This is a genomic window from Streptomyces sp. STAM6 (assembly GCF_054963715.1).
Window position 1 is genome coordinate 201,437 of sequence record NZ_JBUEFZ010000010.1, and the last position, 15,605, is coordinate 217,041.

13 protein-coding genes and 1 rRNA gene are annotated in these 15,605 nt (G+C 71.4%); 6 read left to right on the plus strand and 8 right to left on the minus strand.

Annotated elements, in window-relative coordinates; all coding sequences use genetic code 11:
• Positions 1–47 precede the first annotated feature (47 nt).
• The gene (locus tag ACY34K_RS15430; RefSeq protein ID WP_462747195.1) at positions 48–1,238 is read left to right on the plus strand and encodes a winged helix-turn-helix domain-containing protein; all 1,191 of its coding nucleotides are present in this window, start codon (positions 48–50) and stop codon (positions 1,236–1,238) included.
• A 12-nt stretch (positions 1,239–1,250) separates the two neighbouring features.
• On the opposite strand, the gene ACY34K_RS15435 is transcribed toward ACY34K_RS15430, so the two are convergent.
• From ACY34K_RS15435 to mtnA, 7 genes are all read right to left on the minus strand, one after another.
• Positions 1,251–2,024, minus strand: a complete 774-nt coding sequence (locus ACY34K_RS15435) for a response regulator (protein ID WP_462747197.1) — start codon at positions 2,022–2,024, stop codon at positions 1,251–1,253.
• A gap of 198 nt (positions 2,025–2,222) precedes the next feature.
• Positions 2,223–2,912, minus strand: a complete 690-nt coding sequence (gene hpf, locus ACY34K_RS15440; protein ID WP_462747198.1) for a ribosome hibernation-promoting factor, HPF/YfiA family — start codon at positions 2,910–2,912, stop codon at positions 2,223–2,225.
• A gap of 334 nt (positions 2,913–3,246) precedes the next feature.
• Positions 3,247–3,975, minus strand: a complete 729-nt coding sequence (locus tag ACY34K_RS15445; RefSeq protein ID WP_462747200.1) for a ComF family protein — start codon at positions 3,973–3,975, stop codon at positions 3,247–3,249.
• A 64-nt stretch (positions 3,976–4,039) separates the two neighbouring features.
• Positions 4,040–5,884: an LpqB family beta-propeller domain-containing protein gene (locus ACY34K_RS15450; RefSeq protein WP_462747202.1), complete on the minus strand. Its 1,845-nt coding sequence runs from the start codon at positions 5,882–5,884 to the stop codon at positions 4,040–4,042.
• On the minus strand, positions 5,874–7,898 hold the full coding sequence (gene mtrB / locus ACY34K_RS15455; protein ID WP_462747204.1) for an MtrAB system histidine kinase MtrB: 2,025 nt from the start codon (positions 7,896–7,898) through the stop codon (positions 5,874–5,876). The genes ACY34K_RS15450 and mtrB overlap by 11 nt, the downstream gene beginning before the upstream one ends.
• Position 7,899: 1 nt before the next feature.
• The gene (gene mtrA / locus ACY34K_RS15460; RefSeq protein ID WP_219852863.1) at positions 7,900–8,589 is read right to left on the minus strand and encodes a two-component system response regulator MtrA; all 690 of its coding nucleotides are present in this window, start codon (positions 8,587–8,589) and stop codon (positions 7,900–7,902) included.
• A gap of 4 nt (positions 8,590–8,593) precedes the next feature.
• On the minus strand, positions 8,594–9,745 hold the full coding sequence (gene mtnA, locus ACY34K_RS15465) for an S-methyl-5-thioribose-1-phosphate isomerase (RefSeq protein WP_462747207.1): 1,152 nt from the start codon (positions 9,743–9,745) through the stop codon (positions 8,594–8,596).
• A gap of 182 nt (positions 9,746–9,927) precedes the next feature.
• Here mtnA and ACY34K_RS15470 point away from each other — a divergent pair, with 182 nt between their 5' ends.
• From ACY34K_RS15470 to ACY34K_RS15490, 5 genes are read left to right on the plus strand one after another with little or no spacing between them, the layout of a single operon-like run.
• Positions 9,928–11,157 carry a DUF7544 domain-containing protein gene (locus ACY34K_RS15470; protein ID WP_462747208.1) on the plus strand — a complete coding sequence of 410 codons (1,230 nt, stop codon included), beginning with the start codon at positions 9,928–9,930 and terminating at the stop codon, positions 11,155–11,157.
• Between the two features lie 4 nt (positions 11,158–11,161).
• A complete protein-coding gene (locus ACY34K_RS15475) occupies positions 11,162–11,851 on the plus strand; it encodes a DUF4129 domain-containing protein (RefSeq protein ID WP_462747210.1) in 690 nt (229 codons plus the stop codon).
• Positions 11,848–13,053, plus strand: a complete 1,206-nt coding sequence (locus tag ACY34K_RS15480) for a DUF4350 domain-containing protein (protein ID WP_462747212.1) — start codon at positions 11,848–11,850, stop codon at positions 13,051–13,053. The genes ACY34K_RS15475 and ACY34K_RS15480 overlap by 4 nt, the downstream gene beginning before the upstream one ends.
• Positions 13,050–14,033 carry an AAA family ATPase gene (locus ACY34K_RS15485; RefSeq protein ID WP_462747214.1) on the plus strand — a complete coding sequence of 328 codons (984 nt, stop codon included), beginning with the start codon at positions 13,050–13,052 and terminating at the stop codon, positions 14,031–14,033. Before ACY34K_RS15480 ends, ACY34K_RS15485 begins: the two co-directional genes overlap by 4 nt.
• Positions 14,034–14,044: 11 nt before the next feature.
• Positions 14,045–15,355 (plus strand): DUF58 domain-containing protein, encoded by a 1,311-nt coding sequence (locus ACY34K_RS15490; RefSeq protein WP_462747216.1) that lies wholly within the window; start codon positions 14,045–14,047, stop codon positions 15,353–15,355.
• Between the two features lie 129 nt (positions 15,356–15,484).
• Here ACY34K_RS15490 and rrf read toward each other — a convergent pair.
• A 5S ribosomal RNA gene (rrf, locus tag ACY34K_RS15495) occupies positions 15,485–15,601 on the minus strand.
• Between the last annotated feature and the right edge of the window lie 4 nt (positions 15,602–15,605).

A 15,605-nucleotide genomic window follows, 5' to 3' on the forward strand; every position in this document is an offset into this window, starting at 1 on the left:
TGCCGACCGGAACCGATTGTCAGTGGCCCCGTCTATCGTGCGGAGCCATGACGACCCTGCCGCCTCCCACCGCCGAACTCTCCGCCGACGAGGCCCGTCGCATCGCGCTGCGCGCCCAGGGTTTCCTGGGAGCTCCGGACCGGCGCGCGGGGGTGCGCGGCGTCCTGCGTCATCTGGGTGCGGTGCAGCTGGACACGATCTCCGTGCTGGCGCGCTCCCACGAGCTGATTCCGTACGCGCGGCTGGGCGCGGTCGGCCGGACCGCGGTCGACACCGCGTACTGGACCACCGCGTCGAAAGGCGAGCCTCCGGCACCACCCCACGCTTTCGAGTACTGGTCGCACGCGGCGTGCATCCTGCCGGTCGAGGAGTGGCCGCACTTCGCCTTCCGCCGCCGCGCCTACCGCAACCGCCCGCAGTGGTACCACGACCTTCCGGACAGCGCGTACGACACGGTGATCAAGCAGCTGCGCGCCGAGGGCCCCCTGACCGCGACCGAGCTCGGTGGCGCGAAGAACGGCGGCGAGTGGTGGGACTGGTCTGCGTCGAAGGTCGCCGTCGAGCGGGCGCTGATGTACGGCGAGGTCGTGTGCACCGAGCGGCGCGGCTGGAAGCGCCTGTACGACCTGGCCGAGCGCGCGATCCCGGATCACCTGCTCCATGACGAGCTGGACGACACCGAGTGCCTCCGTCGGCTGGTCAGGCTGGCGGGTGAGGCGCTGGGGGTGGGTACCCGCGCGGACATCGCCGACTACCACCGGATCAAGGGTGAGCAGTTCGACGCGGTGGTCGCCGACTCGGGGCTGGTACCGGTGCGGGTGCAGGGCTGGGAGAAGCCGGCCTGGGCGGATCCGAAGGCGCTCGCGACCGAGCCGCGCGGCCGGCACCGTACGACCTTGCTGTCGCCGTTCGACTCGCTGATCTGGGAGCGGGCGCGCACGGAGCGGATCTTCGGCTTCGTCCACCGTCTGGAGGCGTACGTCCCGAAGCAGAAGCGCATACACGGCTACTTCGCGATGCCGCTGCTGGCGGGCGGGAAACTGCTGGGCCGCGTCGATCCGGCGCGCGAGGGCAGGACGCTGGTGGCGAAGCAGGTGTCGCTGGACGGCCCCAAGGCCGTACGCCCGATGGCTCAGGCGCTGCGGGAGGCCGCCGAATGGGTGGGCTGCGATTCCGTCCGTGTCGAGCGGGTCGACCGCCCGGAGCTCACCGCCGAGCTGACGGCCGCGCTGATCTGATCCCCGCCGGGGCTATCTGATCTCGAGGATCTTCTCCCGCATCGCGTAGACCACCGCTTCCATCCTGGAGTGCAGCTGGAGCTTCTCCAGGATGTTGCGGACGTGGTTCTTCACGGTGTTCTCGGAGATGAACAACTCCTTGGCGATGTCCCGGTTGTTCATGCCGGTGGCGACCAGCTTGAGGACCTCCAGCTCCCGGTCGGTCAGCCGCGGCGCCGGAACGAGCCTGCGCTCGTCGGTGCGCTGGATCATCGACTTGAACTCGGTGAGCAGCTTGGAGGCCATCGAGGGGCTGATCTGCGACTGCCCGTCGGCGACGGCTCGGATGGCGGTGGCCACCTCGTCGGTGGAGATCTCCTTGAGGAGATAGCCGGTCGCGCCCGCCTTGATCGCGTCGTAGAGGTCGGCCTCCTCGTCGCTGATCGTCAACATGATGATCTTCGCGCTGGGGGCCACTTCCTTGATGGAGGTGCAGGCTTCGATGCCGCCGCGCTTGGGCATCCGGACGTCCATCAGCACGATGTCCGGGAGCAGGTCGGCGGCCTTGTCGACGGCTTCCGCGCCGTCGCCCGCCTCCCCGACCACCTGGATGTCCTCCTCCTGCGCGAGGACGATCTCCAGTCCCCGCCGGAAGAGCGCGTGGTCGTCGACCACGAGGACCCTGATGGGCTCTTTGCGGGACGTGCCGTCGTCCGCGTCGGGGCCGGGATCGCTCCCGGCGTCCGCCCCGCCCGCCGGGGCGCCGGAGCCGCCCGGGTGGTGCACCGGGCCGAAGCTGTCCGCCATCGTTCCTCCCCCTGAAGGCCGTGGCCTGATGGTCATGGTCGGTACGCCAACCGGAGTCGAGAGCGCACCGGTTGGCGCGCGTCGCCATGATTTCATGCCCGGACGACGAAGCGGTGATCCTGTGGTGGCACGGGGGTGCCCCTGGGGGCGCACGAGGCGCTCCAGGGGCACCACTGGACGGAGGTGGGGCGAGGGCCGTCAGCCGCCGAGCGCGCCGCCGGCGCCGCTTCCTTCGGACCCGGCCAGCGGGTCGCTCTCGAGGTGGATGACGCCGTAGTCGTAGGCGTGCCGCCGGTAGACGACGCTGGGTTGCTTGGTTTCCGAGTCGACGAACAGATAGAAGTCGTGCCCGACCAGCTCCATCTCGTAGAGCGCCTGGTCGAGCGTCATCGGGGCGGCGGTGTGCGTCTTCTCGCGCACCACCAGCGGCCCCTCACCGCGCACTTCGAGCGAGCCCATCCTGGTGGTGGGGATGGTCTCCGCCCGCTCCTCGGTCACGACGGCGCCGTTCCCGTTCAGCCGGGCCACGCCCGGAACGGCGTCGGCCACCTCGGCCGCGGTCAGCCGGCCGGTGCCACGGCGCGTGTGGCGCTTGTCGTGCTGCTTGCGCAGCCGCGCCTCGAGCTTGCCCGTGGCCAGGTCAAGCGCTGCGTACGGGTCGCCTGCAGCCGCCTCCGCCCGGATCACCGGGCCTCGGGAGTGGAGGGTGATCTCCACGCGGTCGGACCGGTCGGCCTGCCGCGGGTTGTGCTCCTTGGACACCTCGACGTCGAGGCTGATCACCTTGCCGTCGAGCTTCTGGATCTTCTCCAGGTTCAGCTTCTCGGCCACGTGCTTGCGGAACCGCTCGGGCACCTCGGTCTTGCGGCCCTTGACGACGATGTCCACGCAGAACTCCGTTCCCGGATCGCTCCCACCGGCTCAGCAGCCGGCGAGCGTCTCCCTGTTGCACCAGGCCCCGATGAACACCGGAGCCTCGGACTTGGCGACTTCGACCTCCTCCTCCCCAGTCGACAAGATCCCCACCCCACCAACCTCGTATGTCCTGTCCAGTCCCGGAATCCGTCCGGAAGCACAACAGTGCATTCGGTGAAGCGCGGCTTTCGCCATTCCTCACAACCGAACATAGCTCGCTAGGACGGGTGTCGGCACCCGCTACCAGCACGTACGTCCAATCAGGTGGTTCGACTCTCTTACCACCAGCAACGTTGAAACTTCCCTGTCAGTTCCGGTTTATTTCGAACGAATCCGGTGGAGCGGCGATCACCGCAGCGCTCAGGTGTGCGAATCCCGGGCCGGGGCGCCCCGACGTGGCACGCAGTGCCCTGATCGCTTCGGCGATCGAGGCGCCGGTGGTCATCAGGTCGTCCACGACCACCACGCGTCCGCCCGCCAGGAGCCGGCCCGCCCCGTCCCCGGTGGCCAGCGCTCCCGTCAGGTTGGCCATGCGCCCCCGTGCGTCCAGCCCGGACTGGTCCGCCACGTGCCGGCGCTGCCGCAGCACCGGCAGGGCCCGGGCCGCCGTCCCCGTACGCCGCAGCTCCGCGGCGGCCGCCAGGGCGAGCCGCCGGCCCGCGTCGTGGCCACGTGCCCGCACCGCGCGCCGCGGGGACGGCACCGGTACCAGCAGCACGGGTCCGGCCCGCGAGCCGTCAGACGGCGGTACAGCGGCTCTGACGGCCACTGCCAGGGCCTTTCCGAGCGGCCGGGCCAGCCCGAGCGCCCCGCGCTCCTTGTGACCGAGGAGAACCGCCCGTACGGCGTCGGCGTAGGGCGCGGCGGCGTGCACGACCGGCAGGCCGGCCGGCTCCGGCACGGGCCGTACCCGACGGGCCGGCGCCCCGTACAAGGCCCGTGCGCACGCCTCGCACAGCTGGGTACGAGGGGCACCGCAGCCCCCGCAGGCGACCGGCAGCACGAGGCCGGTGATCTCCCGCCACCATCCCCGCATGACATCACTGTGCCGCGGGCCGCGGACCGCGGCCACCCCTGTGGACAACCGCCGGACGGCCTCGTCAGCCCGGGTAGACCGGAGAGGTGCCCTTCTCGGCCATCGGCTGCCAGTTTCCGCCGGACTGCAGCCGTACGATTCCGTCGTCCGCCGACGCCGCCACCAGCGGCAGACCGTCGCTGTTCGCCGCCGCGACCGCCTTGACCTGGTTGAGGCCGGGGATGCCCGCGGCCGACGTCGAACCGTCCGTCTGGATGTACCGCACCTGCTGCACGCCACCGGCCAGCTTGCCGAGGACCACCAGCCGGCTCGGCCCGGCCCACGACACCGAGGTCACCGATTCCATACTGGGCGCCACCGACTGCAGTTCCGCCACGGCGACGGACTGCTGGGCGCCGGCCCCGTGCCGCTCCACGCGGCCGATGTGCAGGGTCGTCTTGCCGCCCTTGGTGAGCAGCAGCGCGATGCGCACCCCGTCCTCGGAGACCCGCAGCGCCTCGATCCGCACTCCGTCGCGCAGCCACGGCGTGCTCACGTCCAGCGGCTCACCGGTACCGCCCGGGAAGATCATCAAACGTGGCTTGGCGAGGTTGCGGTCGGCCACCCACAGGTTGTTGCGGGCGTCCCAGCTCGGCGCGGACAGCCGCTCCTCGGGCACCTTGCCGGAGCTGGCCAGCAGCGGCTCGGGCAGCTCCGTCTCGGCGCGCATCGCGGCGACGCGCAGCTGGCGTCCGCCCTCCGAGACAGCGGCCACGCGCCGCTCGTCCCGGGAGACGGCGACCGTGTCCACCTTCGTCGAGCCGTCGCCGAACGGCCCGGGCACCGCCGGCGGCTGGCTCACGTCCTTCGCCCCGACTTCCAGCTCACGCAGTTTGTGGGCGTCGTCGACGAAATAGGCGGAGGTGCCGGGCGAGGGATCGGCCATGAAGTCGGCCTTCTCCCCCTCACTGAGAACGCACAGCGTGGAACCGTCCGAACGCAGCAACTCCACCTGTCCCACCCGTGTGGGCGTCAAATCCCCCACGGTGAAAAGCAATTGGGCCGCCATGTTCTTGCACTGGGCGCGCCCCACATTGTTCGCCCTGGCGTTCAGCGGCACTTTCAGGGTGCTCTGGTCGTCGACGGTCAGCGACCTGACGTCGTCCCGCAGGCTCGTACCGGTCGGGAAACGCGAGTCCACCACCGGTTTCAGCCACCTGGTGGGCCCGTCAAGCAGGGCCTTCACCGTCTGCGCCACGGTGTCCATGCGGGTGACCGGATCCTGCCGCTGTCTGATGTACACCGGGTCGGCCACGACCCAGTTCCGCCCCGAGGCGAAGTAGTACTTGTTCACGGAGCGGTAGTTGCGCTGGAAGTCCGACTCGCTGAGCACGAGACCGGGCGGCAGGCTGTCGATACGCCACTCCCTGCCCTTGCCGTCGGGACCGGTCACCTGCACCAGGCGGATCGTGCCCGTGAAGTCGGTCGGGGCCACCGGCTGGTAGGCCTGCCGGCCGTCGACCGTCGCGACCTGCTGCCCGAAGAGGGGGTAGACGATGCTCTGCGACTCCTGGCTGCTGATCCGCTCGGGCTGCCTGCGCGTCGGGGCGGCCGTCAGGACCGTGGTGCGCTCCTCGGGCTTCCAGGACCGCGCCGCCTGCTTCGTCAGGTACATGCGGGCCACCGCGAAGCCCGGGTCGTCGCCCGTCATGGCCTCCAGGAACCCGTCGACGACCTCGCCCGGCTCGGCGTTCTCCCGCGGCGGCACCGGATACACCCGTACCTGGGAGTCCCCGGGCTGTGACGCCTTGACGGCGGACACGTCCCCGCTGTCCGGCATCGACGCGCACCCGGCGAGCAGCGCGGCGCAGCCGAGCGCCGCCACCCCTCGCACCGTGCGTCCACGGCTGTGACGACGCTCAGCGCCCACGAGTCGTACCCTCCCGATCCGCGTCCTGTCCGGACCGGGCGCTGTCGCCCGTCCGCTCCCCCGCCCCGCGAGGTACGACCCTGGCGCCGTTGCCGGGCAGCGCCGTCGGATCGGCGGCCGCGGGCGCCTGCCGCGGCGGTATCGACGTGCGCGCCGACCCCGGAGGGGCGGGCCTGACCGTACCGCCCTGGCCGGGGACGGTCGCCCTCCGGGCACCGTCCTGTGCCTCCTCGGCCGCGGCCCGTTCCCGATTGCGCCGTGAGTCCTCCGGCTCCAGGGGTATCGGTGAACCGCGCAGCGGCTCGTCCGCCGTACGCGGCAGCGTCAACCGGAACTGCGAACCGCCACCCGGCTCTCCCCATGCCTGCAGCCAGCCGCCGTGCAGCCGGGCGTCCTCGACGGCGATGGACAGCCCGAGGCCCGTACCACCGGTGGTGCGGGCGCGCGCCGGGTCGGCCCGCCAGAAGCGGTTGAACACGCGCGTCGCCTCGCCCGGCTTGAGGCCCACTCCGTAGTCACGCACCGCGACGGCCACGGCACCACCGGCCGCCGCCATCCTCACCACGACGTCCCGGCCCTCACCGTGCTCGACGGCGTTGACCACCAGGTTCCGCAGCACCCGCTCGACACGGCGGGCGTCAGCTTCCGCGACCACCGGCTGCTCGTCGCCCACGACGACGATCCGGCCGCCCTTGCGCTCCGCGAGCGGCTCGGCCCCGCCGATCACCCGGCGTACGACCTCCCGCAGGTCTATCGGCTCCGCCTCCAGCGCCGCCGCGCCCGCGTCGAACCGGCTGATCTCCAGCAGGTCGGACAGCAGCGACTCGAACCGGTCCAGCTGGTCCCCCAGCAGTTCCGCCGAGCGGGCCGTCACGGGGTCGAAGTCCTCGCGCGCCTCGTGGATGACGTCGGCGGCCATCCGTACGGTCGTCAGCGGCGTCCGCAGTTCGTGCGAGACGTCGGAGACGAACCGCCGCTGCATCCGGGACAGGTCCTCCAGCTGCTGGATCTTCAGCTGCAGGTTCTGCGCCATCTTGTTGAAGGCCTCGCCGAGGCGTGCGATGTCGTCCTCGCCGGTGACCTTCATCCGCTCCTGGAGGCGGCCGGCGGACAGCCGCTCGGCGATCCCCGCCGCCATCCGCACCGGTGTCACGACCTGCCGCACCACGAGCCACGCGATCGCGCCCAGCAGCACGACGACGAACAGCCCCGCCGTCGCGAGGGTCGTCTTGACCAGGGCGAGCGACTCCTCCTCCTGCGTCAGCGGGAACAGGTAGTACAGCTCGTACGAATTGCCCTCGATGTCGTTGAGGCGCTTGCCGATGACGAGACCGGCCTCGGATGCCTTGCCGTCGGTGTAGTGGATCCGCGTGAACGTCTGGAACGTGCCGGTCCCCTGGGCGACGAACTCGCGCAGCCCGGCCGGAATACTGGTCGCGGGCTCGACGCCGCCCGATGCCCGGGCGCCGCGGCTGGGAGCCGCGCCGGCCGAGTCGGAGCTCAGCGCCACCACGTTGTACGCGCTCTGCCCGCCGCTGGCGAGCTGCACCACGAGGTCGGAGCGCCAGTTCAGGGAGGCCCGCGCGGTCGTGCCGGCCCCTCCGCTGCCGTCCGGCCCGGTCGGAGGCGCGGCGATGGCCTGGTCCTGGGCGGCCGAGAAGCCGCCGGACGCCTGGCTCTGCGCCGCCTTCTCCTTGGCGTCCAGCAGACCGTTGCGCATCTGGCCGATGACGACGAACCCGAGCAGCAGCACCACGCCGAGTGACATCAGCAGCGTGTAGGCGACCACCCGCAGCTGGATGTTGCGCCGCCACAGCCGGACGGCCGGCAGCAGCGGTCGGCGCACCAGGCGCACCAGAAGCCGGAGCACCGGGCTGACCGGTGTCCCGTCCTTCAGCAGCCGACCGCCCTGGAGGAGTCGGCCGAGGCGCGAGTGACCACGCCCCGGCCCGGCAGCCCGCCCCGCACGGACTCCCGGGTTCCCGGGCTTCGGAGCAGCACTGCCGCGGGACATGTCAGCTCGGTCCGGCCTTGTAACCGACGCCACGGACGGTCACGACGATCTCCGGCCGCTCCGGGTCCTTCTCGACCTTGGAGCGCAGCCGCTGCACATGCACGTTGACCAGCCGCGTGTCGGCGGCGTGGCGATAGCCCCAGACCTGCTCCAGCAGCACCTCGCGGGTGAACACCTGCCAGGGCTTGCGGGCCAGCGCGACCAGCAGGTCGAACTCGAGCGGGGTCAGCGCGATCGACTGGCCGTCCCGCTTCACGGAGTGCCCGGCCACGTCGATGACGAGGTCTCCGATGGTCAGCTGCTCCGGCGCGGGCTCCTCGGACCTCCGCAACCTCGCCCGGATCCGGGCGACGAGCTCCTTCGGCTTGAACGGCTTGACGATGTAGTCGTCGGCCCCGGACTCGAGCCCGACCACCACGTCGACGGTGTCGCTCTTGGCCGTGAGCATCACGATCGGCACCCCGGACTCGGCCCGGATGAGCCGGCACACCTCGATGCCGTCCCGGCCGGGCAGCATCAGGTCGAGCAGCACCAGGTCCGGCTTTGCCTCCCGGAATGCGGCAAGTGCCTTGTCGCCATCCGCTACGAACGACGGCTCGAAACCTTCACCACGCAGCACAATCCCGAGCATCTCGGCCAGTGCGGTGTCGTCGTCGACGACAAGGACGCGTCCCTTCATATTCGACATCATCCCATTAGCTAATCGTTACCTGACGTGACCTGGCACACAGCTCGGCAATTCCTTCTCCGGTCACCGGTGACACCACCCCTGATTCGGTGACGACAGCCGTCACGAGCTCGGGGGGCGTGACATCGAACGCGGGGTTGTAGGCCTGGGTTCCCAGGGGCGCCACCGGCAGACCGGCACCGCCGCCCTTCCCGGCCGCCGTGATCTGCGGCGCCGCAGTGAACTCTGTCACCTCGCGCCCGGACCGCTGCTCCACCTCGATCGAGGCCCCGTCCGGGGTGGCAAGGTCGATCGTCGTGGTCGGCGCCACCACCACGAACGGCACATGGTGGTACTTGGCCAGCACCGCCAGAGGGTAGCTGCCCACTTTGTTGGCCACGGAGCCGTCGGCGGCGATCCGGTCGGCGCCGACGAGGACGGCGTCCACCTTCCCGGCCGAGAACAGCGAGCCGGCGGCGTTGTCGGTGAGCAGCGTATAGGCCAGTCCGTTGCGCGCCGCCTCGTACGCGGTGAGCCGGGCCCCCTGAAGCAGCGGGCGCGTCTCGTCCACCCACAGCCGCCGCAGCCGGCCCGCCCGGTGCGCTTCCAGCGCCACGGCGAACGCGGTCCCCCGCCCGCCCGAGACCAGCGCCCCGGTGTTGCAGTGAGTGAGGATCCGGTGGCTGCCGCCGGGAAGCAGCTCGTCGAGCAGGGCCAGCCCGTGGGCCGCCATGCGGTCACTGGCCTCGGCGTCCTCCCGGTGCAGCTCCCTGGCCGCCCACAGGGCCGCCTCGGCGGCCTCCTGCCGGTCCGCGCCCTTCTCCGCCGCCGCCCGGTAGGCGTCTGCCGCCCGCCGCACGCCGTAGCCGAGGTTCACGGCGGTGGGCCGCGCGCCCGCCAGCAGTTCGGCGGCCTCGTCGACGTCGTATCCGCGCACTGCCGCGAGAGCCACCCCGTAGGCGCCGGCGATGCCCAGCAGCGGGGCCCCGCGGACGGCAAGGGTCCGGATGGCCCGGACCAGGGCCGGCACGTCCGTACAGACCAGCTCGACCTCGTCGGCCGGCAACCGCGTCTGGTCGAGGAGCACGACCACCGGGCCCTCCGGCGGCTCCTCCCAGCGCAGGGACGGAATCGCGGGTGGCGCCGTGCCGACGGGAGTTTGTGCGTACTGATCAGCCATCCGCCCAGTCTGCCCGCTGAACGACCGACAATGAAGGTGCGAACGAGATACGGCCCCAGGTCCGGTGCCGAGCGGCGCGTGGCACGATGGCTGGCGAACCGCCGCCCCGCCGGGCGGCCCGGCACCGTGACCGAGCCGGCTCGACGAGCCGGTACCGCGACCAATCCACGAGGTGGACGACCGTGAACGACACTCCGGGCTGGGCCTCGCCCGGATCTGCCCCCTCCGAGGGCCGGGGCGGCGACATCCCCCGGCCTGCGGAGCCCGCCGACGAGCGCGGCGCCGCGTCCAAGTGGTCCAAGGACCAGCCGCCGGCCGGACAGTGGTCCCCGCCGACCGCGCCCGGCCCCGTCCCGGACGGCCCCGTGCCGCCCCCGCCTCCGGCCTGGGGCGGCGGACGGCACCATGACGGCTGGAACCGGCCACCGGCAGCCAAGCCCGGCGTGATCCCGCTGCGCCCTCTCGGCGTCGGCGAGATCCTTGACGGAGCGGTCGCCACCCTGCGGGCCCACTGGCGCACGGTTCTGGGCATCACGATCACCATCTCCGTGATCACGCAGATCGGCGACATCCTTCTGCAGCGGTACGTCATGCCCGCGCCGCCGGAGATCGATCCCAACGCCAGCCCGTCGGAGCAGCTCGAGCAATCGATCGACTCGCTGCAGGCGAGCCTGGTCAATCTCGGCCCCACGATGCTCCTGACCCTCATCGCCACCGTCATCAGCACCGCACTGCTGACCGTGGTCATCAGTCGCTCGGTGCTGGGCCGCCGGGTGACGCTCTCCGACGCCTGGCACGAGGCCCGGCCCCGGCTCCTGCAGCTCCTCGGTCTGACCTTCCTGCTGCCGCTGATCAGCGTCGGGATCGTCGCCGTGTGCGTGCTTCCCGGGCTGCTGCTGTCCGGTTCCGCCGCGGGTGTCGCACTGACCCTCGTGGGCGCCCTCGCCGCGGCCGTGCTCGTCCTGTGGATCCTGGTCCGGTTCAGCCTCTCGTCCCCCGCGCTGATGCTGGAACGTCAGGGAGTCGTCGCGTCCCTGCGCCGCTCGGCGAAGCTCGTCCAGGGCGCGTGGTGGCGGATCTTCGGCATCCTCACCCTGACGGCGCTGCTGACGTTCCTCGTCTCGATGATCATCGCGATCCCGTTCGGTCTCCTCGCCTACGCGGTGGACGGCGAGGGGCTCGGCGGGCTGCTCTCCGGCGACACCCCCCAGTTCGGCTGGCCCTTCCTGATCGTCACGGGCATCGGCGCGGTGATCGCGTCCTCGATCACGTACCCGATCTCCGCCGGCGTCGGCGTCCTCCTCTACGTCGACCAGCGGATCCGGCGCGAGGCCCTCGACCTGGAACTCGCCCGCGCGGCGGGCGTGCCCGGCTACGGCTCCCCTTCGCCCAACGACACTCCCGGGGGCTGATGCCGTGCCGATCACGGGGGGACCGACGACGGCGTGGCTGCTGACCCGCGCGAACGATGACGTGCCGGTGGACACTCCCCGCGTCCCCGCCCGGGAGGCGGCCGAGCGGGAACTGTCCAAGCCGATGTACCACGAGAACGACCCGAGCATCCTCCAGCGGGCACTCGACCGCTTCTGGGAGTGGGTGGGCGGCATCTTCGACTCCGCGTCGGGTGCCGCCCCGGGCGGCCCGCTCGGCCTCGTCGTCATCGCCCTGGTCGTCGTGGCACTGATCGGTGCTCTGTGGTGGCGGCTGGGCACCCCGCGGCGCGCGGCCACCACAGCGGACTCCCTCTTCGACGACCGCCCCCGCAGCGCCGCCGAGCACCGCACCGAAGCCGACCGGCACGCCGCCGCGGGCCGCTGGAACCAGGCCGTCCAGGAACGGATGCGGGCCGTCGTCCGCTCGCTGGAGGAACGCACCCTGCTCGATCCCCGCCCGGGCCGGACCGCCGACGAGGCAGCCGCCGAAGCGGGCCGCCCGCTGCCCGCCCACGCGGACGAACTCCGGGCCGCCGCCCGGGCCTTCGACGAGGTCACATACGGCGGCCGCACCGCCGACCGGGACACATACCAGCGCCTCAAGGACCTGGACACCACCATCGAACGGGCAAAGCCTCTGTTGAGCGACGCGGCCCAGGGAGCGGCCGGATGACCGCCGCGACCACCTCCTCCTCCCTCACCACCCGTCAGATCTGGATCCGCACCCGCGGCTTGTTGATCGCCCTCACGCTCCTCGTCGTCGCCGGAATCGTCATGGCCCTCGTACGCTCCGGCGCACAGCACGGCCGTCTCGATCCTCGCTCGGCCGACCCCAAAGGCAGCCGAGCCGTCGCGGAGCTCCTCAAGGACCGGGGCGTCACCACCCGAGTGGTCACCACCCTCGACGAGGCCACCGGCGCGGCCGGCCCGGACACCACTCTCCTCGTCACGAACCCGGACATGCTGACCGGGCATCAGCAGGACCTGCTGCGCGACGCCATGGACAGCGCGGGCCGCACCGTCCTCGTCGGCGCGGGCGCCCCCTCCGTCGACACCCTGGCCCCGGGAGTGAGCACCGGCTCCTCCATCCCGGTGTCGGCCCACGACCCGGATTGCTCTCTGCCGGCCGCGGTACGCGCGGGTGACGCCGACACCGGCGGCGAGCGCTACACGACCGGCGCCCCGGGCGCGGACAAGTGCTACCCCAGCGACGGCCTGCCGACGCTGCTGCGCATCAAGGGCCCCGCCACGAGCGACACCGTCCTCCTCGGCGCACCCGACATCCTCTACAACGACCGTCTGGACAAGCAGGGCAACGCTTCCCTTGCCCTGCAGCTCCTCGGTTCCCGCTCTCATCTCGTCTGGTACCTCCCCTCACTCAGTGATCCCTCCGCCGCGGGCGGCGGCGGTGAGGACGGCGACGGAAGCGGCACCGACAGCGAAGGCGCGTTCCTCGACCTCATCCCGTCCGGCTGGCTGTGGGGCACGCTCCAACTCGCCCTCGCCGCCGTCCTCGCCGCCATCTGGCGAGCCCGCCGCCTCGGTCCCCTGGTGACCGAGCGTCTCCCTGTGGCGATCCGCGCGTCCGAATCCACCGAGGGCCGCGCCCGCCTCTACCGCAAGGCGAACGCGCGTGACCGCGCGGCCACCGTCCTGCGCACGGCGACCCGTACCCGTCTCGCTCCCCTCCTGGGCGTTCCCCCGACGGCCGCCCACTCCCCCGATGCCCTGCTCCCGGCCGTCTCCGCCCGGCTGACGTCCGGAGACCGGGACGCCAGAGCTCTCCTCTTCGGCCCGGCTCCCTCCGACGACGCCGCGCTCGTTCTCCTGGCAGACCAACTCGACGCCCTCGAAAGAGAGGTACGCACCTCATGAGTGCCCCGACCCCCGAGAACCCTGAGATCTCGGACAGCGCCCGCTCCTCCCTGGAGGCTCTGCGCACCGAGATCGCGAAGGCCGTGGTCGGGCAGGATCCCGCTGTCACGGGACTCGTCGTCGCCCTGCTCTGCCGAGGCCACGTCCTCCTCGAGGGTGTGCCCGGCGTCGCCAAGACGCTGCTCGTCCGGGCCCTGGCCGCTTCGCTCGAACTGGACACCAAGCGCGTCCAGTTCACCCCTGACCTGATGCCGAGCGACGTCACCGGATCCCTCGTCTACGACGCCCGCACCGCCGAGTTCTCCTTCCAGCCGGGCCCGGTCTTCACCAACCTCCTGCTCGCGGACGAGATCAACCGCACGCCTCCGAAGACCCAGTCGTCCCTCCTGGAGGCCATGGAGGAGCGCCAGGTCACCGTCGACGGCACGCCCCGCCCCCTCCCAGACCCCTTCCTGGTCGCGGCAACGCAGAACCCGGTCGAGTACGAAGGCACCTATCCGCTTCCCGAGGCCCAACTGGACCGCTTCCTGCTGAAGCTGACGGTCCCTCTGCCTTCGCGGGAGGACGAGATCAATGTGCTCACCCGTCATGCGGAAGGCTTCAACCCTCGCGACCTCCAGGCCGCCGGAGTGCGCCCCGTCGCCGGACCGGCAGAGCTGGAGGCCGCCCGCGCGGCGGTCGCCAAGACTTCCGTCTCCGCCGAAATCGCCGGCTACGTCGTCGATATCTGCCGAGCCACCCGTGAATCCCCCTCGCTCACCCTTGGCGTCTCCCCTCGAGGCGCCACCGCTCTGCTCTCCACCGCACGCGCATGGGCCTGGCTCACCGGCCGCGACTACGTCATCCCGGACGATGTGAAGGCCCTGGCCCTGCCCACCCTGCGTCACCGCATACAACTGCGCCCGGAGGCCGAGATGGAGGGAGTCACTCCCGACTCCGTCATCACGTCGATCCTGGCCCACGTCCCCGTTCCGCGATGAGGCAGTGAACCGTGGCCCTCACCGGACGAACCGCGCTCCTCGCCGCGATCGGCTCTCTCCCCGTCGGCATCCTCGCCCCCAGCTGGGCGGGGATGCTCGCCGTCAACGCGCCCCTCTCACTCGCAATTCTGTGCGACTACGCTCTCGCCGCGCCAGTGCGAACGCTGCAGTTCACCCGAAGCGGTGACACAACAGTTCGACTGGGTGACAGCGTCGAGGTTCATCTGACCGTCACGAACCCCTCGCGCCGCCGTCTTCGCGCCCAGCTCCGTGACGCATGGCCGCCCAGCAGCTGGCTTCCCGGCACCGAGCAGCCCGCGTCCCGGCACAAGGTGGCCGTCCCCCCAGGCGAGCGCCGACGACTCACGACGGTCCTGCGGCCCACCCGCCGCGGTGACCGCCAGGCCGCCCGCCTCACGGTGCGCTCGTACGGCCCGCTGGGCCTCGCCGCCCGCCAGGGCAATCACACCGTCCCCTGGACGGTCCGGGTCCTGCCGCCCTTCACCAGCCGCAAGCACCTGCCCTCCAAGCTGGCCCGCCTCCGTGAACTGGACGGACGCACCAGCGTCCTCACCCGTGGCGAAGGCACCGAATTCGACAGCCTGCGGGAGTACGTCCCCGGCGACGACACCCGCTCCATCGACTGGCGCGCCACCGCCCGCCAGACGACGGTCGCCGTACGCACCTGGCGGCCGGAGCGCGACCGCCACATCCTCATCGTCCTCGACACCGGCCGCACATCGGCTGGCCGTGTGGGCGACGTCCCGCGTCTGGACGCCGCCATGGACGCCACGCTGCTCCTCACGGCGCTCGCTTCACGAGCTGGCGACCGGGTCGACCTCCTGGCCTATGACCGCCGCGTCCGGGCCCGGGTCCAAGGCCGCACGGCCAACGACCTCCTGCCGACCATGGTGAATGCCCTGGCCCCGCTGGAGCCGGAGCTCGTCGAAACCGACGCCCGGGGTCTGAGCGCCGCCGCCCTCAGCAGCGCTCCGCGCCGGTCTCTGATCGTTCTTCTCACCAGCCTGGACGCAGCCCCCATCGAAGAGGGCCTGCTCCCCGTGCTGCCGCAGCTCACTCAGCGCCACACCGTCCTCGTGGCGTCTGTGTCCGACCCGCACACTCAGCGCATGTCCGAGGCTCGTGGCACCGTCGACGCCGTCTACGAGGCGGCGGCCGGCACACAGACCCAGGCTCAGCGGCGTCGTACGTCCGAACAGCTTCAGCGCCACGGTGTCACTGTCGTGGACGCCACCCCGGACAATCTCGCGCCGGCCCTTGCCGACGCCTATCTTGCCCTGAAGGCAGCGGGCCGTCTTTAACTCAGGAAACACAGGCGCGTACACAGACGCATGCGAAAGGGGCCACCTCGGCGGGAGGTGGCCCCTTCTAGCTGGCCGTAAACGCAGGAAAGCCCCGCACCATACGGTGCGGGGCTCCCCCCAAAAATAGTTCGGCGGCGTCCTACTCTCCCACAGGGTCCCCCCTGCAGTACCATCGGCGCTGAAAGGCTTAGCTTCCGGGTTCGGAATGTAACCGGGCGTTTCCCTAACGCTATGACCACCGAAACAT

Coding starts and splice junctions, on each gene's coding strand:
- ACY34K_RS15480 (WP_462747212.1), top strand. CDS start 11,848: ATGACCGCCGCGACCACCTCCTCCTCCCTCACCACCCGTCAGATCTGG.
- ACY34K_RS15435 (WP_462747197.1), bottom strand. CDS start 2,024: ATGGCGGACAGCTTCGGCCCGGTGCACCACCCGGGCGGCTCCGGCGCC.
- mtrA (WP_219852863.1), bottom strand. CDS start 8,589: ATGATGTCGAATATGAAGGGACGCGTCCTTGTCGTCGACGACGACACC.
- ACY34K_RS15430 (WP_462747195.1), top strand. CDS start 48: ATGACGACCCTGCCGCCTCCCACCGCCGAACTCTCCGCCGACGAGGCC.
- ACY34K_RS15445 (WP_462747200.1), bottom strand. CDS start 3,975: ATGCGGGGATGGTGGCGGGAGATCACCGGCCTCGTGCTGCCGGTCGCC.
- ACY34K_RS15485 (WP_462747214.1), top strand. CDS start 13,050: ATGAGTGCCCCGACCCCCGAGAACCCTGAGATCTCGGACAGCGCCCGC.
- mtnA (WP_462747207.1), bottom strand. CDS start 9,745: ATGGCTGATCAGTACGCACAAACTCCCGTCGGCACGGCGCCACCCGCG.
- mtrB (WP_462747204.1), bottom strand. CDS start 7,898: ATGTCCCGCGGCAGTGCTGCTCCGAAGCCCGGGAACCCGGGAGTCCGT.